The 19,323-nt window shown below is 37.4% G+C and carries 16 protein-coding genes and 1 tRNA gene; all 17 read left to right on the plus strand.

Annotated elements, in window-relative coordinates; genetic code table 11:
* The gene (locus ACFQ39_RS01430; RefSeq protein ID WP_377175701.1) at positions 1-633 is read left to right on the plus strand and encodes a lipid-A-disaccharide synthase N-terminal domain-containing protein; all 633 of its coding nucleotides are present in this window, start codon (positions 1-3) and stop codon (positions 631-633) included.
* The gene (locus ACFQ39_RS01435) at positions 620-2,230 is read left to right on the plus strand and encodes an ArnT family glycosyltransferase (protein ID WP_377175703.1); all 1,611 of its coding nucleotides are present in this window, start codon (positions 620-622) and stop codon (positions 2,228-2,230) included. Before ACFQ39_RS01430 ends, ACFQ39_RS01435 begins: the two co-directional genes overlap by 14 nt.
* A gap of 53 nt (positions 2,231-2,283) precedes the next feature.
* A tRNA-Cys gene (locus ACFQ39_RS01440) sits at positions 2,284-2,354 on the plus strand.
* Positions 2,355-2,458: 104 nt separating this feature from the next.
* Positions 2,459-3,325 carry an MBL fold metallo-hydrolase gene (locus tag ACFQ39_RS01445; RefSeq protein ID WP_377175705.1) on the plus strand — a complete coding sequence of 289 codons (867 nt, stop codon included), beginning with the start codon at positions 2,459-2,461 and terminating at the stop codon, positions 3,323-3,325.
* Positions 3,326-3,351: 26 nt separating this feature from the next.
* Positions 3,352-5,031, plus strand: coding sequence for a S8 family peptidase (locus tag ACFQ39_RS01450; protein WP_377175706.1), 1,680 nt, complete (start codon positions 3,352-3,354; stop codon positions 5,029-5,031).
* Positions 5,032-5,109: 78 nt separating this feature from the next.
* Positions 5,110-6,933 carry a M1 family metallopeptidase gene (locus ACFQ39_RS01455; RefSeq protein ID WP_377175708.1) on the plus strand — a complete coding sequence of 608 codons (1,824 nt, stop codon included), beginning with the start codon at positions 5,110-5,112 and terminating at the stop codon, positions 6,931-6,933.
* 433 nt (positions 6,934-7,366) lie between these two features.
* Positions 7,367-8,218 carry an alpha/beta hydrolase gene (locus ACFQ39_RS01460; RefSeq protein WP_377175710.1) on the plus strand — a complete coding sequence of 284 codons (852 nt, stop codon included), beginning with the start codon at positions 7,367-7,369 and terminating at the stop codon, positions 8,216-8,218.
* Between the two features lie 169 nt (positions 8,219-8,387).
* Complete coding sequence (locus ACFQ39_RS01465) at positions 8,388-8,840, plus strand: hypothetical protein (protein ID WP_377175711.1); 453 nt, start codon at positions 8,388-8,390, stop codon at positions 8,838-8,840.
* A gap of 389 nt (positions 8,841-9,229) precedes the next feature.
* The gene (locus ACFQ39_RS01470; protein WP_377175713.1) at positions 9,230-11,521 is read left to right on the plus strand and encodes a glycoside hydrolase family 3 protein; all 2,292 of its coding nucleotides are present in this window, start codon (positions 9,230-9,232) and stop codon (positions 11,519-11,521) included.
* A gap of 196 nt (positions 11,522-11,717) precedes the next feature.
* Entirely contained in the window at positions 11,718-13,103 is a 1,386-nt protein-coding gene (locus tag ACFQ39_RS01475) for an amidohydrolase family protein (protein WP_377175715.1), read from the plus strand.
* A gap of 56 nt (positions 13,104-13,159) precedes the next feature.
* On the plus strand, positions 13,160-14,590 hold the full coding sequence (locus ACFQ39_RS01480) for a DUF1254 domain-containing protein (protein ID WP_377175717.1): 1,431 nt from the start codon (positions 13,160-13,162) through the stop codon (positions 14,588-14,590).
* Between the two features lie 159 nt (positions 14,591-14,749).
* Positions 14,750-15,592, plus strand: a complete 843-nt coding sequence (locus tag ACFQ39_RS01485) for a GIY-YIG nuclease family protein (RefSeq protein ID WP_377175719.1) — start codon at positions 14,750-14,752, stop codon at positions 15,590-15,592.
* A gap of 249 nt (positions 15,593-15,841) precedes the next feature.
* A complete protein-coding gene (locus ACFQ39_RS01490; protein WP_377175721.1) occupies positions 15,842-16,090 on the plus strand; it encodes a hypothetical protein in 249 nt (82 codons plus the stop codon).
* A 76-nt stretch (positions 16,091-16,166) separates the two neighbouring features.
* On the plus strand, positions 16,167-17,183 hold the full coding sequence (locus tag ACFQ39_RS01495) for a YeeE/YedE thiosulfate transporter family protein (RefSeq protein WP_377175723.1): 1,017 nt from the start codon (positions 16,167-16,169) through the stop codon (positions 17,181-17,183).
* On the plus strand, positions 17,180-17,722 hold the full coding sequence (locus ACFQ39_RS01500) for a hypothetical protein (protein WP_377175725.1): 543 nt from the start codon (positions 17,180-17,182) through the stop codon (positions 17,720-17,722). The genes ACFQ39_RS01495 and ACFQ39_RS01500 overlap by 4 nt, the downstream gene beginning before the upstream one ends.
* A 250-nt stretch (positions 17,723-17,972) precedes the next feature.
* On the plus strand, positions 17,973-18,380 hold the full coding sequence (locus ACFQ39_RS01505; protein WP_377175727.1) for a nuclear transport factor 2 family protein: 408 nt from the start codon (positions 17,973-17,975) through the stop codon (positions 18,378-18,380).
* A 372-nt stretch (positions 18,381-18,752) separates the two neighbouring features.
* The gene (locus ACFQ39_RS01510) at positions 18,753-19,262 is read left to right on the plus strand and encodes a lactoylglutathione lyase family protein (RefSeq protein ID WP_377175729.1); all 510 of its coding nucleotides are present in this window, start codon (positions 18,753-18,755) and stop codon (positions 19,260-19,262) included.
* Positions 19,263-19,323 lie beyond the last annotated feature (61 nt).

A 19,323-nucleotide genomic window follows, 5' to 3' on the forward strand; every position in this document is an offset into this window, starting at 1 on the left:
ATGAACGACTGGATCATTTATAGCATTGGCTTTTTAGCACAAATTCTCTTTTCTTCAAGACTGCTCATTCAATGGTTACAGAGCGAGAAAGTAAAAAAAGTAGTAACTCCATTGCTTTTTTGGCAACTCAGCCTGCTCGCATCATTTTTACTTTTTGTCTATGGTTGGTTTAGAGATGATTTTGCGATTATGCTCGGCCAGGTGCTTACCTATTTTATTTACATCAGAAACTTGCAAATACAGGGTTTTTGGAAAAAAATGCCTCGCTTTTTTAGAATATTCCTGTTTATTTTTCCGGTGATCATTGTGATCTATTCATACAACAACAATCAATTCGACATGCAAAGGATACTAAAAAATGACAGTATCCCCACTTGGTTGATTATTTTGGGTGTAATTGCTCAGCTCGTTTTTACGCTCCGGTTTATATACCAATGGGTATATGCAGAAAAACACAAGTCATCAGAACTCCCGAAAGGTTTTTGGTTGCTGAGTTTGGCTGGCTCAACGTTGATATTGATTTATGCCATTTTGAGAAAAGACCCTGTTTTGTTAACAGGACATTTATTTGGTGCTTTTGTCTATATCCGCAATTTGTCGATCATCAAAAAAGGAAACAATGAATCAGAATAAAAAGTATTTAGGCTATCTCGCCTTGGTCTGTGCCGCCATTTTCTTGAGTCATTTAGACGTTATTTATGTCAATATTATGGAAGCGAGAAACTTTATTACCGCTCGGGAAATGCTGCAAAACGGCAATTGGATACATACCACCATGAATTTGGAGCCCAGATACGAAAAACCTCCTCTACCCACTTGGCTAACAGCTGTTTCGGCTTCTGTTTTTGGATTAGACAGTTTGTTTGGTTTGCGATTGCCGGCAGTTCTATCTGTGATCTGTATCATTTTTACCAGCTTCTATTTGGGTCTTAAGTTTTTAAAGACTTCAAAACAAGCTTTTTATAGTGCCCTTATTCTTGCCTCTTCTTTTTACATCATTTTTTCCGGCAGAAACGGACAATGGGATATTTTCGCCCATGCCTTTATGCTTTTGGCGATCTATCAATTGGTCTTGGTTTTTCAATCCGATAAAAACCTTTTAAAAAACTGGATCTTGGCAGGTGTTTTTCTCGGACTCTCTTTTATGAGTAAAGGACCTGTATCTCATTTCGCTTTGCTTTTACCTTTTTTAATTGCCTATGGAATCGTTTATCGCTATCCGGGTTTTGCCAAAAAATGGCGAGGATGGGTCTCTCTTTTGATCTTTTTCATTGTCATTGGATTTAGTTGGGGTTTGTACATTTACCTTACCGATGGTTCTTCTGCAGACGCTATTGCGGATAAAGAAACGGCAGCCTGGGCCGATAGAAATGTCAGACCTTTTTACTATTACTGGAGCTTTTTTACACAATCAGGGATATGGACTTTCTTTGCCTTTATCGCCATCCTCTTCCCCTATATGCGGACCAGAGTGACAGACAAGCGCGCCTATACTTTCTTTTTTTTATGGACCGCTATTGCCGTTGTGCTACTTTCTTTGATTCCTGAAAAAAAATCTCGTTACTTATTGCCTGTTTTGATTCCCTTGGCATTTACCACCAGTTTTTACATAGAATTTCTGGTTGTCAAAGGAAAAAAAATCATCAAATTAGACCGATGGTTGGCCAATTTTGGTTTTGGATTGATCGGATTGATCGGTATCGCATTCCCCATTGCAGGTTATGTGTATTTTAAAGATCAGCTATCGGGATTTTACCTTCCTTTTATTTTGGTTTCTATTTCTCTTTTTGCATTGGGAATCTACATCTTCAACACGCTGATCAAGCAACAATATGAGAAGGCGTTTTACAGCATGGTGCTTTTTTTGTCCGCCATCATGTTATTCGGCTTTCCGATGGCGCAACTCTTTTACGACAATGATCAATTTAATAACATCAGTAAAGTGAGAAAAAATCCTGCCCATGAAAAACTACCATTTTACTATATGGGAGAAATTGCTCCGGAATTGATCTGGGAATTAGGAGAACCGGCAAAAAAAATAGAGACCATTGACCAACTCTCTCAAAATGGGACATATGGTGTTTTCGTAAACGATAGCCTGGCGGAAGTGTTTGCTCAAAATTATGCTGTAAAATCAAAAACGAAATTCGATATCAACTACGTCAATAAAAATAAAAAAGGATATAAAGAACGTTTAACCACCAACTTTTTGGTGATAGAACACAATTAGCGACTTAAATCATTGTGTAAAGTAAATTTTTGATTAAATTTGCATCCGATTTTGGCGTCGTGGCCGAGTGGCTAGGCTGGGCTCTGCAAAAGCTCCTACAGCGGTTCGAATCCGCTCGTCGCCTCACTTAAAACCTCATTTCTAATCCGTTTAGCATGAGGTTTTTTTGTTTTTTTTAACAATGATTATTCTATTATTTTGCATCTTTGTAACTGTTTAACTTCACAGATGCAGATTTACCCTATTCAAACAGGTTATTTTAAGCTAGATGGTGGTGCCATGTTTGGTGTTGTGCCTAAAGTAATCTGGCAAAAAACCAATCCGGCAGATGCCAATAATCTCATTGATATGAGCCTGCGTTGCATGCTGATTGAAGATGGCAAAAGATTGATCCTGATCGACAATGGAACCGGTGATAAACAATCTGAAAAATTCTTTAGTTATTATTACCCTTATGGGGATGAAACTTTAGACAACCAATTGGCCAAATACGGTTTTCATCGCGATGATATTACTGACGTTTTTCTCACGCACTTACATTTTGATCATTGCGGAGGGAGTATTCAGTTTAACAAAGACAAAACAGGGTACCAACCTGCCTTTAAAAATGCTAAATTTTGGAGTAATAAAGACCATTGGCAATGGGCTACCCACCCAAATCCCAGAGAAAAAGCATCTTTTTTACCCGAAAATATAAAGCCTATCGAAGAAAGCGGTCAGCTACATTTTGTCGACATTCCAAAAGAAGGAATTCTTAAAAACTCTCCTTTGGGATTTGATATTCTATTTGTAGACGGGCATACGGATAAACAAATGATTCCCATGATCAACTACCAGGGAAAGAAACTGATTTTTATGGCAGACCTTCTTCCTACGGTTGGGCATATCCCTTTGCCCTATGTCATGGGTTATGATACCAGGCCTTTGATAACCATGTCTGAAAAAGAAAAATTTCTCCAAAAGGCGGTAGAAAATGAATTCTATCTTTTTTTAGAACACGATGCCGTTCATGAGGTTTGTACACTTCAACAAACAGAAAAAGGAGTAAGATTAAAAGAAACTTTTGTGTTTAATGATCTCTTCTCTCAAACATAAATACAATCAAAAATAATTTATAACATATGAAAATAAACCATTTTATTGCCGGACTAGGATTGACTATTTTTCTCGCCGGATGTAGTTCTACACAAGTTAGTACAAATAATAACATCTCCAAAATACCAGTTCCTGCCGGAGATGATGTGGTGATTAATTTACCCGAGAAAAAGGGTACGATGTCTGAAGCAGAAATTCATGCTTGGCCACATGCTGATTTAGCGACGGATACCATTCCGGGTATGAGTTTGGCTAAAGCCTATGAATTCGTCGAAGGTAAAAAATCACACACTGTGATTGTGGGTATCATCGACTCAGGAATAGACATCAATCACGAAGATCTGAAAGATCAAATTTGGGTGAATGCGAAAGATATTCCTAACAACAACAAAGACGAAGACAAAAACGGCTATGTAGATGATGCAAATGGATGGAACTTTTTAGGAGGTCCAAAAGGTGCAGCTGCGCCAGAGCAATTAGAAGTAACCCGTTTGTATAATAAATACAGTGAGAAATATGACGGTGTAGATCCTTCCTCTGTTTCTGCCAAGGACAAAGAAGAATACGACTATTATCTCAAGATAAAAAATGACTTCGAGAAAAGAATTTCAGAAGCCAATGAAAACTACCAATACTATACTGGTTTAATGTCTATGATCAGTGAGGCAGATGAGGCAGCTAAAGCCAAATTTGGAGAAGGTTATACCATCGAAAATTTAAACACTTTGCCTGCCGATGAGCAAAATCCTCTTTTGATGAAAGTAGTTTCATCAGGAGCGAAAGTAGAAGATGTTAAAAAACAGATCAATGGAGGTTTAGAATATTACGGTGCTCAGGTAAACAACCAATACAATTTAGAATTTGACGGAAGAAGTGTTACTGGAGATGATCCTTATGACATCAAAGACGTTCCTTACGGTAACCCTTGGGTAATTGGTTCTGTAGAAAAAGAAAAACACGGTACACACGTAGCAGGTATTGTTTTGGCAACAAGAAACAATAACAAAGGAATGAACGGTGTAACCAACAATGTTAAATTGATCACAGCAAGAGCAGTCCCTGACGGAGATGAGTACGATAAAGATGTGGCTTTGGCTATTCGTTATATGGCAGACATGGGCGCTAAAGTGGTGAACATGAGTTTTGGTAAATATTATTCTCCAAATGCAGAATGGGTATACGATGCAATTAAATATGCTGCTTCTAAAGATGTTTTATTGGTACATGCTGCAGGTAATGATGGTAAAGACATCGATAAAAGCGATAATTTCCCAACCGATGCGCCTAACAAAATAGATGAACTTACAGACAATGTGATTACCATTGGCGCAAGTACAAGAAATTATAATGATAAATTGGTAGCGAGCTTTTCTAATTATGGTAAAAAGAATGTCGATCTTTTTGCTCCAGGTTTAGAGATCTATTCTACCGTACCAAACAATGAGTACGAACAATTACAAGGCACCTCAATGGCCGCACCTCAGGTAGCCGGTGTAGCTGCCATGATCAGGGCTTATTACCCGGAACTTTCTGCCAGTCAGGTAAAACACATTTTGATGAACTCAGGAACTAAAATAGACCTTGAAGTTCTTTTACCAAAAGCTGAAGGTAAAAAAGTTCCTTTTGCAGATCTTTCTGCATCAGGTAGAGTACTCAATGCTTACGGCGCCATGAAAATGGCAGACCAAATGGTCAATGGCAAATAATACAATCATCTTTTAGTGAAGAGAAACTGCGAATCCGAAAGGATTTGTAGTTTCTCTTTTTTTAATTAAAAAAATCAAATGAAAAAGTTTTTATTCTTTCTGTTGATTTGTCAAATCTCCTTTGCTCAAAAAGAGACCTATTGGCAACAACACGTAAATTACACCATGGACATAGACATGGATGTAGAAAAATTTCAATACAAAGGGAAACAGAAATTGGTATACACCAACAACTCACCCGATGTTTTAAAAGAAGTATTTTATCATTTACAGTTCAATGCCTTTCAGCCGGGTAGCGATATGGATATTCGTTTGCAGAATATACCAGACCCGGACAGAAGGATGGTGAATAATCTGGGTACCAGAGAAAACCCTGTATATCAAAGCAGAATCGCCGAGTTAAAACCAGATGAAATCGGTTACCAAAAAGTGATTTCTCTCCAACAAAATGGAAAGCCTGTTTCTTACGAAGTGATCGGTACGATTTTAAAAGTGAAACTCAATCAAGCCATTCAACCCGGCGAAAAATCTACTTTTGATATGGTTTTTGAGGCACAAGTGCCAATTCAGATCAGAAGGAATGGTAGAAATAATAGAGAAGGTGTGGCGCTTTCTATGGCGCAATGGTATCCTAAACTAGCAGAGTACGACGATGAAGGCTGGCATATTAGTCAGTATATCGCCAGAGAATTTTACGGCGTTTGGGGCGACTTTGATGTGACCCTTCACATCCATAAAGACTATGTAGTGGGAGGAACCGGTTATTTGCAAAATCCACAAGAAGTGGGTCATGGTTATGAAGATAAAAGCAAAGCTTTAAAGCTCCCGCAAGGCGACAAACTGACCTGGCATTTTAAAGCACCAAACGTGCACGATTTTTCATGGGCAGCAGACCCTGAATATATCCACGATATGATCATTGGAGAGAACAAAGTGGCCTTGCATTTTTTTTATAAAAACAATCCGGAAACGAATGAGAACTGGAAAAAATTACAGCCTAAAACAGCTGAATTATTGTCTTATTACAATAAACATATTGGAGAATACCCTTATCAACAATATTCTGTGATCCAGGCCGGAGATGGTGGTATGGAATACGCCATGTGCACCTTTATTACCGGAGGAAGAAATTTAGGAAGTCTGATCGGTGTTACTGCCCACGAATTTGCCCATACCTGGTTCCAGTTTTTATTGGCCACCAACGAACTCAAACACGGTTGGATGGATGAAGGATTTACCAGCTATATTTCCAGTTTAGCCGAAAACGAAATTTTAGATCAAAAATTAGACAATCCAAATGAAGGGAGTTATATCAGTTATTACAGATTGGTAGCTTCCGGACAAGAGCAACCACAGAGCTTACACGCAGATAAATTTAACTATAACTTTAGCTATTCCTGGGCAGCCTATTCAAAAGGATCCGTTTTTTTGGCGCAGTTGGGTTATATTATCGGTGAAGAAAATCTGGCAGAAACACTTAAAAAATATTATGCCGATTTTAAGTTTAAACACCCTAAACCCAATGATTTTAAGAGAAGTGCCGAAAAAGTGTCGGGATTACAATTGGATTGGTATCTCAATTATTGGACACAAACCACCAGCACCATAGATTATGCAGTACAGAATGTAGAGGCTAAAAAGATAACTCTGGCAAATTTGGGTTCTATGCCTATGCCATTGGATGTTCTAGTGACCTATACCGACGGAAAAACAGAATTATTTAATATCCCGCTACAAGATATGATGGGTCATAAACCAACGAAAGCTAAAGTTTTACCGAGTTGGTCTTGGGTGCATCCCTCCTATTCTTTTGAAACACAAAAGCCAATAAAATCTGTCGAAATAGATCCAAAGAACCTCATGGCTGATATTGATAAGAACAACAATAAAGTCATACAGTAAATAAAACTACAGATGCAAAAAAAAAGGCTTTTGAACCTCGGTTTAGAAGCCATTTCTGTTTACCATGATTTATTTGTGCTGTAGCAAAACAATTGTATACTTGATGAATTGTTGACTGCATCTTGACAAACTAAATTAAACATCTTGATCTATTATTTTTGATATCTAGATGTTTTTAAATTCACATCCGGTTATTCTTCTATTTTATTCTTGATGAAAATTGTAAAACGTTCTGACAAATCGATAAAACTAAGCGCGAGAAAAATAAAAGGATTGAACTCAACTAATTTTTTTTTCTAAACAAGTATATTTGGTTCGATGTAGCGTGTTTGGACATAATAATGTAGAAATAAATTAAAAAATATCTTTGTTAAATGTGATAAAACTCGACACTCTATATTCAAATCTATTGCGACCAATCTATCCCCAAACCATGAAACACAACCTATTAATTTTTACTTCATTGTTCATTTATAGCACAGCTTTTGCCCAAACATCTCCTATCAAAATAAGTGAAACTGATTTTTCAATCGGGAAGGCGCTTAGGATAAAATCAAGCGTTTTAAACGAAACGAGATACTTAAATATTTACCTGCCTTTGAACTATTCAAAAGACAGTGCAAAAACTTATCCGGTGATTTATTTGTTAGACGGTTCCCGAGATGAAGACTTTATTCACGTTTCAGGTATTGTTCAGTTTGGTTCATTTTCTTGGATCAACATGATCCCTGAGTCGATTGTGGTGGGCATTGGCAATGTGGATAGAAAAAGAGATTTTACGAGTCCTTCTCAAAATAAACTAGACCAAGAGGAGTTTCCAACTTCCGGAAAATCAGAAAATTTCATCAACTTTTTAGAAAAAGAGCTGCAGCCCTTTATGAAAGTTCACTTTAGAACAACGAATATCAAAACCATTATTGGTCAATCACTTGGTGGTTTATTAGCCACAGAAATATTATTTAAAAAACCTGAACTATTTGATAACTACATCATCGTAAGCCCAAGTTTATGGTGGAACGATGAAATGTTATTAAAAGAAAAACTCATTCCCTACGATTCAAAAAAATCAATTTATATAGCCGGAGGAAAAGAGGGTGAAGTGATGGAACGAATCGCTAAAGAATTGTATCAAAAGTTAAATGAGCAGAACAAGGACAACACCGCGTTGTTTTACGAATTTATGGAGGACAAAACACACGGAGACGCATTGCATATTGCCGTATATCATGCTTTTGAAAAAATCTTTAAACCCCAAAAAGAAGCACTAACTCCTGAGGCAGAATAAACAATACTGAACGATCCCTGCTCCTGTTTATATTGAATTCAACAAAGTAAATCTTTGTCTTCGTATTCAGCACAACTGCCTATTTCAAAAATTCAAAAAAACATTTATTTCAATGATTTTTAGCTTGTAAAGAGTTAATTTAGTCATACCCAAAAAGATCGGTTTCATCATGAAAAATGAAAAATCCATCATGCTGACTTTTGCTATTTCAATTGGTTTACTGAGTAATTTGGCAAGATTGAGCACTTTTGGATTTTTTTATCTCATTGGTCTTTTATCGACACTATTTTTTGGAATTATTCATGTCATATTTTTGCGCCAGGTCCATAAAAATTATGATCGATTAGAATTGCCCTCCAAAATAATTGCCTGGATAGGTATTCTGATCTACCCGCTTATTTTTCTTTTTCAATTTGATCTTGAGGAATATAAAGACGCTTTTTATGTTTATGAACATCTCACAGGTGAACAAACCACAGATTTTGAACATGTTGCTTATTATATTGCGATTCTTTCCGGTGTTCTTTATATCCTAAACTTTATACGCTGGAAATATAAATTGAAAACCCTTCATCAGCCAACTCACTCAGGCAACAAGGTACCTTCGAAAAAAAACTTATAGCGTGCTTAGCAATTTTGTTTTTTACTTTTGGTTGTATTCCATTTCGGAACTTGTATGCATTAAAGCCTCATGAAAAGAGCCGCAACGATCTCATTATTAAAAACTGAAATTAATCGGGAAGTGAATAAAGTAAAATCCGGTAACGTTATCATAACTCCCAAATAAAGTATAAATAAAAACCTACTAAGCAACCTAAAAATAAATTTGAGGTACGAACTCTATGACAAAATTGCCGGGAGAATTTTCTATTTCCAATTTGTTTGCTAAATTCATCGCCTAACAACACGACAAATCTGCACTCAACCTAAAAATAATTTTTAATTAATTTACGACTTTCTGTGATACAGGACTTCTGTGGCTACAAAATGAAATCAAAATCTCCTTACATCATGATTAAGCTTAAAAAAACATTTAAAATATTAGGTGCTTTTGCACTGTCTTTTTTATTTACGCATTGTAGTGAAAAGTTTACAACGCAAACAAAAGAAGGCTTCATAAGTGTTGCCAATGAAAACGGAAGCACTTTAGGTTATAATGATAGTTCTGGCGTGAGTCTGCTGACTGTCGACCGTTTTGCCTTCAAGGATCTAAATAAAAATGGTGAATTAGATACCTATGAAGATTGGCGTTTGCCCGCTGAAATTAGAGCAAAAGATCTAGCGTCAAAAATGTCAGTTGAACAGATTGCGGGATTGATGCTTTATAGTGTGCATCAGGCAATACCTGCTGTCGGCAGAAGAGGTTCTGATTATGGTGGAAAACCTTTTGAAGAGAGTGGAGCACAGCCTAGTGATCTTTCTGATCATCAGAAAAAATTCTTAACAGAAGACAATTTAAGACATGTTTTAATTACCAGTGTACAAAGTGCCGCTGTGGCTGCACAGTGGAATAACAATGCCCAGGCTTTTGTTGAAGGTATAGGTCTGGGAATTCCGGTGAATACAAGTTCAGATCCCAGACATGGCAGCGACACATATGCCGAATTTAATGAAGGAGCTGGTGGTGAGATCTCTTTATGGCCGGGTACCTTAGGTATTGCAGCCACATTTGACCCTGCATTGATGAAGCAATTTGGAGAGATCGCTTCCAAAGAATACAGAGCCTTGGGGATTGCCACGGCACTTTCTCCACAAATAGACCTCGCAACAGAACCAAGATGGAGTCGATTTGACGGGACCATGGGCGAAGATCCTGATCTGGCAACAGATTTAGCAAGAGCTTATGTAGATGGTTTTCAATCTTCCGAAGGCGGAGATTGGGGTTTTAAAAGTGTCAATACCATGATAAAACACTGGCCGGGCGGCGGACCGGAAGAAGGTGGTCGCGACGGGCATTTTGGTTACGGAGCTTATGCTGTATATCCGGGGAAAAATATAAAAGATCATTTACAGCCTTTTACCGAAGGTGCATTCAAACTAGAAGGAGTAACGAATAGGGCATCCGCAGTAATGCCCTACTATACCATTTCTGACGGTGAAGGGGAAGCTGTCGGCAACGGTTTTAATAAATACCTGATCACCGACCTTTTACGCGGTACCTATGGCTATGATGGTGTGTTGTGTACAGATTGGGCAATTACAGGTGATGTGAGTGCCATAGATCAATTTCAAGGAAAGTCCTGGGGTGTAGAACTCCTTACCGTGGCTGAACGACATTACAAAGCCATCGAAGCCGGAATGGATCAATTTGGTGGAAACAACGATATGAAACCGGTCCTCGAAGCTTACAACATGGGTGTAAAAGAACATGGCGAAGCCTATATGCGGGAGCGATTTGAAACCTCTGCCATTCGCTTGTTAAAAAATATCTTCCGTGTTGGCCTTTTCGAAAATCCCTATTTGGATATAGAAGAAACCAAAGCCCTCGTGGGAAATCCTGACTTTATGAAAGCCGGATTTGAGGCCCAAAAGCGTTCGGTGGTTATGGTAAAAAATCATGCAAACACACTTCCTATCAGAGAGAAACAAAAAGTTTATGTACCGCAGCGCTACTCTGCATCGACTACCAATTGGTTTGGTATGGTTACGCCTGAAAAAACCGAAGTTCCATTTCATCTAAATATCGTTTCTAAATTTTATGATGTCGTCGATCAACCGGAAAATGCTGATTTTGCGCTGGTAGGAATAGAAAGCCCTAACGGAGGTGTGGGATACGACCGCACAGATGTTGACAATGGCGGCAATGGCTATGTGCCCATCAGCCTGCAATATCAACCTTATACTGCTTCAACGGCCAGAGAAGTGAGTTTGGCAGGTGGCAGCCCATTAGAAGACTTTACCAATAGAACTTATAAGGACAAAACCGTAAAAACGGTCAATAGTTCTGACATGGATCTGGTAAATGAAACCAAAATAAAAATGGGTGATAAACCCGTGATTGTTATCGTAAAAATTGCAAAACCCATGATCTTCTCTGAAATTGAGGGCAGTGCATCGGCCATCTTAGTCCATATGGGTGTTCAAGACCAGGCCTTGATGGAGCTCATCTCAGGTAAAACAGAACCAACAGGCTTACTACCCTTTCAGATGCCTGCTGATATGTTGACTGTTGAAGCACAATATGAAGATGTTCCCAGAGACATGACGCCTTATACAGATGCTGAGGGTAATGCCTACGACTTTGCTTTTGGTCTCAATTGGAGTGGTGTTATAAATGATGACCGCGTAAAAAAATACAGGTAAAGGCATTAAATAAAAACCATCAAAGAATTGGGCAAGACAAAACCTCGGAATAAAAATGAAAATTCAATATAAATATTTTATTTCGAGGAAATTTTGTTGGTTTAAAAATCCAATTTTAGAAGGAAGTACATCCTAATCGGTCAAGAAAAATCACTACCTTCATATCTACAAACTATTAGGATCCAATATGAGATCAATGATCAAAACCTTCTTGACCTTTTTGTTATTGATTCCATACCAAAATATGTTGCATGCCCAAGATCTATTGATTAAAGGTGGCTCATATTTTAACATTTCTAACAATTCATTTGTCGAAAATAAAGGCATAAAGGTAATTTCAGGAAAGATTGTGGCGATAGGCGGTGAAATGAACACTGATCATCTTCCTGTTCTGAACCTGGACGACTCATTTTTTATATTACCGGGGATCATTGATTTGCACGCTCATTACAAAGTGCATATTGGAGGAAAAGAGAAAACCGACACATTAGGTATGCCTATTATTTATCTTGCGAACGGTGTAACTTCTAGCTTTACGGCAGGTGAATTAGAACCTAAAAAAATATTAGAGCTAAAAAGAAAAATAGAAAATCAGTATGTCGTAGGGCCAAGAATATTTAATACCGGCCCCTATTTTGGAAAAGATGCCAATTCAAAGAACAATGCTTGGAAAGAGAATCTCAGTGAAGAGCAAATCGAGGAATTGATCGATCATTGGGCATCAAAAGGAATTGCCGGGGTTAAGGTTAAAGGCATTACCGAACAACAACTAAAAACTATCATTGAGCGGGCTCATTTTCATGGCCTGACAGTCACAGGACATCTTGACTCCGGTTATAAGAATACCGTAAGTACAGAGATTGCCATTAAATTGGGAATTGACAGAGTAGAACATTTTTTAGGAGGTACTGTATTACCCGATACAATCGGTGCATATAGTTCTTTGGCGAAAATGAATCCATATGATATTCGTTTGGATACAATCATTCAAAAATTTATCGAAAACCGCATCTACTACAGTCCTACCCTTAGTACCTATGGCATGGTTGGCGGATCTACTGATGAGGCGCTCGCGGATTGGATCGATCAATCGATCTTTTTCACATCTTATGCAAAATCAGTCATTGAAAAACAAGCAAAAGGATCATCTTTTCAGGTAATGATGAATGACATCTATGAAAATAAAAAAATAGAAATCAAACGTTTTTATGATGCCGGAGGGAAGGATTTAATTGTCTTGGGTACAGACAGACAGTTAAGGAATGGCGATATTGGGGGCTTTGCCGCTCATAAAGAAATGAGGGTGCTATCAGAAGTCGGAATTCCTAATCACGATGTGATTGGCATAGCGAGTATCAATGGCGCAAGAGCATTGGGTGTTGAGGATGAGTTAGGCTCAATTGAAATTGGAAAATGGGCTGATCTTTATGTGGTTCAAGGAAATCCGATCAAAGACATCAGCAACACGAGTTCCGTTTTCAAAGTCATTAAAGGAGGAATTGTTTACGATTCCGAAGCCCTATTGAATTCTGTACACCATTCATTAGGTCCTAAAAATGCTGAAGATTGGCAGAATGAATAAAGGTTTTAAAATTCGAAATAAAGTACCGTTTGGAAAAATATTAAAATAAATATACAATGAAACCTAAAACTATGTTATTGATGGTTGCTCTTGCAGTATTGTCGCTCGCTGCCTGCAAACAGAATCAAGCTAAAAAAACCGACGATTCTTTGACCAATTTGCCTTTAGATTCGATAAAAGCCATCACAAAAGATGCTTATATCTATGCCTATCCGATGATAGATATGTACCGCATTCAATATGCCTATTCTATTGACACCAGCAATGCAGAATACAAAGCGCCCTGGAATCAATTGAAGAACATGCCTAAAGTTTTTACTCCGGATGATAAGGCTGTACAAACCCCGAACTCAGACACACCCTATTCAATGGTGGGATTAGATTTACGTACAGAACCGATGGTACTTACCATTCCGAAAATTGAGGGTAATCGGTATTTTAGTGTACAGCTAATCAATTCCTATACGAATAATTTTGATTATATCGGTAGCCGAACTACCGGTAATGAAGGTGGTGTATTTATGGTAGCCGGACCCAACTGGAAAGGCGAAACACCCAATGGTGTTACAAAAGTCTTCCCTTCTGAGACTGAATTGGTTCTTGCGGTTTACAGGACGCAACTTTTTGACCCCAGCGACCTCGATAAGGTAATTGAAATTCAAAAGAATTATGTTGTCCAGCCCTTATCAAGCTATTTGGGCGAGGCTGCCCCAGCAGCTGCTAAAGAGATCAATTTTATCCAACCACTTTCACAGGAAGAACAAAAAGTATCTCTGGAAGTTTTCAATATTTTAAACTTCCTTTTACAATTTTGCCCAACGGATCCATCAGAAAAAGAACTGATGAACCGATTTGCTAAAATCGGCATAGGTGCAGGCAAAACCATGGATTTTAATGCGCTTTCACCCGAGGTAAAGAAGGCAATGGAAGAAGGTATACATGACGCTTGGTCAGTTGATTTTGCACAATTCATGAAAAAAGTAGAAACAGGCGAGATCATGAGTGGAAAGCTTTTTGGGACAAGGGAATATTTAAAAAACAATTATCTCTATCGCATGGGTGGTGCTGTACTTGGTATTTTTGGCAATTCAGAACATGAGGCCATTTATCCAATGTATTCAACCGATAAAAACGGACAGCCATTGGATGGCACTTCAAACAATTACACCTTGCATTTTGCGGCAAATGAACTGCCTCCTGTAAACGCATTTTGGTCATTGACCATGTACGAGTTACCTTCAAGTTTGCTTGTATCCAATCCCATAAACAGGTATCTACTTAACTCGCCTATGTTACCGGATTTCAAATATGATAAAGATGGCGGCTTAACTTTTTATATACAAAATGCTTCTCCGGGTAAGGATAAAGAATCAAATTGGCTACCTGCACCAAAAGGACCTTTTAGGGTAGTGCTTCGGTTGTATTGGCCTAAAGATGCTGCCATTGATGGTACCTGGAAAAACCCTCCGATAAAACTGGTGAAATAAACAACGCATTGTGGGATTTTTTCAGAACAACTTAGGCTTATAACATTTGGGGATAACCCTGGATAGGTCATATTTACCTTCGTTTAACGGACAAATTAACTGAGAAAGAATTATTTTAGTGTGCATGTAAGGAGTTTTACTGCATTTCAAAATCAATATATGAATAGACCACAAACGATACAGATTTTTTTGCCAGATGGCTCACCAAGAAGTGTAAAAATTGCCGAAATAACAAACCGAGTTGTAAAAGCGGTTTTGGTACCTAGAAATAAGATTGACTATATTTCAACGAGAACAGAATTGAATAATGTTGGAATTTATTTCTTGTTTGGAGAATCAGCTGAAAAAGCGAAACCGATAGTTTATATTGGAGAGGCTGAAGATTGTCTTGACAGATTAAAGCAGCATAACAGAACAAAGGAATTTTGGAATTATGCTGTTGTAATGGTCTCAAAAATCAATGCTTTCACTAAATCACATGCGAAATATTTAGAACATATTGCAGTTGATCAAGCTAAAGAATCAAACAGATTCGAAACTGAAAATCAAATAGCTCCAAGTAAACCATTCGTAACTGAATCAATGGAAGCTGATTTATTGGATAGTTTTGACACAATCAAAATACTTCTTTCTACTCTTGGCTTTCCAGTTTTTGACAAAGTTGGAAAAGAACAAATTACATCAAAAGAGTTACTATTTTTAAAGGGTCGTGATATTAATGCCGAAGGAGATTTAATTGACGATGGTTTTGTTGTATTCAAAGGTTCTCAAGTAAAAAAAGATACTGTTCCATCTTGTCATGAATATCTTATCAACTTAAGACAAAAATTAATCCAAAATGAAATCCTAATAGTAAACAATGGTAATTATGAATTCACACAAGATTACGTGTTCAATTCACCAAGTACAGCGGGCGGGGTTGTTTTAGGACGTTCAACTAATGGTTGGACCAAATGGAAAAATAAAGACGGAAAAACATTAGATGAACTGAAAAGAAATTAGAACGCATTTCAACATTGGTTATAATACAGCGAATATTTTGCAAAGAAGAAATATCAATATATCAATAAAATTAAGCTAGTGAGCAAGCGCATTTTCGCGGCACAATTGTAACTCGTCAGCTTGCTGCTCAAACGCAAACATTTAATCGCGCCGCAATCATAACCGTAACCGTTGTGATTAATTTTAACCCGTCTGAAAAAAGTAAAGAATATAAATCAAAGCAGGTAAAATAAAGACAGATCATACCACATGAGTCAAAAAGAACTATCTCAATTAAACGACAAAGAGCTCTTGGAAGCAGCTAAAAATAACAAACCATCGCCTATCATTGATGCATTTCTCATTGGGTTTTTAGTCGGAATAACTATTTATAGTGTTGCTGCGAACACTTGGGGGTTTCTAACCTTAATTCCTTTGTTTATTATTTATATCTTCCTTAAGAAACCAAAAAAATATGAAGCTATAAGGAAAGAATTGAAAGAACGAAACCTACATTAAGTCTTTGACTGGGAATGAATTTAGGTTTCATTTTGAATGGTACAGAATTAATTCAACTAGGTAAAAAAACAGCATTATGATATTAACAATACTTTTCGGATTCCTATTTGGGCTCTGCCTAGCTATTGCCCAAGTAAACAAAAACTCGGTAATAGCAGGGATGTCAACCCTGGAGGATTTTAGGGTAGCTAAAACCATGGCAGCCGGTATTGGTCTCGGAGTTATACTCATTTCACTTTTTGTGCTTATGGGATGGGCGGAATATCATACCAAACCCTTAATTCTCGGTGGCATATTTTGGGGTGGCCTTTTGTTTGGGGTGGGTATGGCCATCCTTGGTTATTGTCCTGGAACATTGACCATATCTATGGGACAAGGGTCAATTGATGCTTTGATAGGTGCCTTGGGCGGATTGCTTGGTGGTGCAGTTTTTACTGTAACTAAGCCTATGATACAGCCAATCATGAATAAAGACCTCGGCAACCACTACCTCTACCAGAATATGAGTGACTACCCTCTTGCTTATTTCCTAATATCCTTTGTTTTTGGAATAGGTATCATCATCCTGGCATTTCAAGTTCACAGACGAGATAAGGTACAAAACTTGACTTGGTTATATGCGGGCCTAGGTCTAGGAGTATTAAACGCAGTCATGATTTTAGACAATGTAGCTGGCCGGCCTATTGGTGCCTCTACTGCATTCCCGTATTTGGCTGATTCTATTTTAGGATTAACGGAGAACGAATATTTTAAACAAATACAAACTTCAGGTAACTGGGAAACTTATTTTCTTTTAGGTGCATTTTTTGCAGGGCTAGTCTATGCCCTCCTTAAAAAAGAATTCAAACTCCAACTCATTTATGAACATTGGGAAAAATACAAAGGAAACAGTAAGTTAAGAAGGGTGCTCTTGGCTTTGCTTGGTGGTTTCATTTTAATATATGGAGCCAGAATGGCGGGAGGATGCACGAGTGGACATATCTTATCCGGTACAATGCAATTCGCAAAGAGTAGCTTAATTTTTGCCGCGTTTGTATTTATTGGATTCTTAATGACAGGTAAACTTTTCTACAAAAGGAAAATTGACGCATGAAAATAATCAAAATAAAAGAAATTTTCTTTTTTGTACTTCCATCAATTCTACTTTTGATCGGTTGTAATTCAAATGGCAAGTCGGAAAAGTTAAGCCAGCAGGAGAAAAAATCAATTCAAAATTCCATCCAAAAAGAAATTGATATCATGATTCAAGCGGTGAGCAATAAAGATATTGATACGTACATGAAGGGAATGCCGGAAGATTTTATCATCTATGACGAAAATGGCGAGATTATTACTCGACTAAAGCAAAAAGAATATGCATTAAGGGATTGGGCAATTATTGAAAAAACGCTGAATAATGAAATGAAAATCGACAGTATAGGTTTTATGGCACCTGATAGTGTTTACGTATATACTTCACAGCGATGGGAAAGAATAATGTTTCAAAGAGATGGAATTACAAAGGATACAGTAATAACCTCCCAATTGCACAAGGAGCTCTGGAAAAATAGGAAGAACCGTTGGATAGGCTATGATGTAGAAGAACTGGGAGGAGAAATATTTATCAATGGCAAAAAATATGATCCTAACTAATCAAAAACTACCGCCAGCAGCACCTAAAAAACATAGCTAATTTTGGCTATATTTATATCTCTTGTATAAAACAATATAAACCGTGCGCTGATAGAAACAATGCCGAAAATGGTTTGCATTTTCTATACGAGGACCTTGTACTTCATTCCAGATGACATCATTGAACCGGAAACCGGTATACCGAAATTAGACCGAAGTAGTTACAAATAGTACCTTATTTAAATTTTAATCATCAACTAAATTCAAAATCATGACAACTAAAGAAAACATCAAAATTATTGATTCCCTGTACAAGGCGTTCTCAACAGGAGATATGCCAACTGTATTAGGACAAATGCATCCTGATATCGAATGGAATGAGGCTGAAAGTAATTCGCTTGCAGATGGCAACCCGTATATTGGTTCAAATGCCATTTTAGAAGGCGTTTTTGCGCGTCTAGGTGATAACCACGAATATTTTGGTTTGCAGGATATAAAAATTCATGGCATGGATGACAACAAAATTTTGGCTACCCTGAGATATGACGCAAAAGGAAAAGCCACTGGAAAGGCCTACAATGCCCAAGCTGCACATCTCTGGACGCTTGATGATTCCGGAAAAATTATTGCTTTTCAACAATTTGTAGATACCAAAAAGTTAGCTGATTCAGGCGTTTAGCTTTGACAGGGCACAAAAAAACAACAAAAGCACAAAGGTCTCAGCGGAATAACCTGTGAATGATTCCACAACGAATTCATAATAGAGACCTTTGTGGTTCATCCCGAGTACTCGGGATGAACCAATAGGCAATGATAAAATTCTTTAGATTATCGAAACACAATTTTGCAAAGCAAAATCGAATGTATTTATCGTCAAGGCCAATTCGAATAATGCATTTATTGAACGGGAAATATTAGAACCTCTATAGAAGATTACTTGTTTAATGCTAAACCAAAATCGTTAATTTTAACTTGGGCTTAATTCCTACTCGTAAAATTCTCGGGGATTACACTAGATAAAACCAGAAACAAACACTTAAAAAGCAATCTTATGAAAGAAATTAAATATCCGAGATCATTTTCACATATTGGAATTACTGTACCCGATATTCATAAAGCTGTAAAGTTCTACCAAGAAGTTATGGGGTGGTATGTGATTATGAAGCCTTCTAGGGTAAAAAAAGAAACAGATACAGCGATCGGACAAATGTGCATTGATGTCTTTGGCGAAAAATGGGAAGAATTCGAAATTGCACATATGTCTACCTCTGACGGAATTGGAATTGAACTTTTTTCATTCCCTCATGGAATAAAAGAAGCTCCTGAATTCAATCCTTTTCATACAGGACTTTTTCACTTCTGCGTTCAAGATCCTGACATCGAAAACCTTACAAAAACAATAGTTGCAGCCGGTGGTAAACAGAGAATGCCGATAAGGGAATACTACCCTAATGAAAAACCTTTTAAAATGGTCTATGTAGAAGACCCTTTTGGAATTGTATTTGAAATATATACACATAGTTATGAGTTGACATATTCATCAGGTGCATATCAAAAATAAAAACTGTTTGTATCGTTGAGACCATGTTTCATGTAATAAAAACTTTGTTATACTTGTAATT

Origin of the sequence: Namhaeicola litoreus (assembly GCF_042679565.1) — a bacterium.
In the GTDB taxonomy this organism is placed as follows: domain Bacteria; phylum Bacteroidota; class Bacteroidia; order Flavobacteriales; family Flavobacteriaceae; genus Namhaeicola; species Namhaeicola litoreus.

Excerpts from the sequence above, each read along its gene's own strand:
- ACFQ39_RS01430 (WP_377175701.1), top strand. The coding sequence starts at position 1 with ATGAACGACTGGATCATTTATAGCATTGGCTTTTTAGCACAAATTCTC.
- ACFQ39_RS01435 (WP_377175703.1), top strand. The coding sequence starts at position 620 with ATGAATCAGAATAAAAAGTATTTAGGCTATCTCGCCTTGGTCTGTGCC.
- ACFQ39_RS01445 (WP_377175705.1), top strand. The coding sequence starts at position 2,459 with ATGCAGATTTACCCTATTCAAACAGGTTATTTTAAGCTAGATGGTGGT.
- ACFQ39_RS01450 (WP_377175706.1), top strand. The coding sequence starts at position 3,352 with ATGAAAATAAACCATTTTATTGCCGGACTAGGATTGACTATTTTTCTC.
- ACFQ39_RS01455 (WP_377175708.1), top strand. The coding sequence starts at position 5,110 with ATGAAAAAGTTTTTATTCTTTCTGTTGATTTGTCAAATCTCCTTTGCT.
- ACFQ39_RS01460 (WP_377175710.1), top strand. The coding sequence starts at position 7,367 with ATGAAACACAACCTATTAATTTTTACTTCATTGTTCATTTATAGCACA.
- ACFQ39_RS01465 (WP_377175711.1), top strand. The coding sequence starts at position 8,388 with ATGAAAAATGAAAAATCCATCATGCTGACTTTTGCTATTTCAATTGGT.
- ACFQ39_RS01470 (WP_377175713.1), top strand. The coding sequence starts at position 9,230 with ATGATTAAGCTTAAAAAAACATTTAAAATATTAGGTGCTTTTGCACTG.
- ACFQ39_RS01475 (WP_377175715.1), top strand. The coding sequence starts at position 11,718 with ATGATCAAAACCTTCTTGACCTTTTTGTTATTGATTCCATACCAAAAT.
- ACFQ39_RS01480 (WP_377175717.1), top strand. The coding sequence starts at position 13,160 with ATGAAACCTAAAACTATGTTATTGATGGTTGCTCTTGCAGTATTGTCG.
- ACFQ39_RS01485 (WP_377175719.1), top strand. The coding sequence starts at position 14,750 with ATGAATAGACCACAAACGATACAGATTTTTTTGCCAGATGGCTCACCA.
- ACFQ39_RS01490 (WP_377175721.1), top strand. The coding sequence starts at position 15,842 with ATGAGTCAAAAAGAACTATCTCAATTAAACGACAAAGAGCTCTTGGAA.
- ACFQ39_RS01495 (WP_377175723.1), top strand. The coding sequence starts at position 16,167 with ATGATATTAACAATACTTTTCGGATTCCTATTTGGGCTCTGCCTAGCT.
- ACFQ39_RS01500 (WP_377175725.1), top strand. The coding sequence starts at position 17,180 with ATGAAAATAATCAAAATAAAAGAAATTTTCTTTTTTGTACTTCCATCA.
- ACFQ39_RS01505 (WP_377175727.1), top strand. The coding sequence starts at position 17,973 with ATGACAACTAAAGAAAACATCAAAATTATTGATTCCCTGTACAAGGCG.
- ACFQ39_RS01510 (WP_377175729.1), top strand. The coding sequence starts at position 18,753 with ATGAAAGAAATTAAATATCCGAGATCATTTTCACATATTGGAATTACT.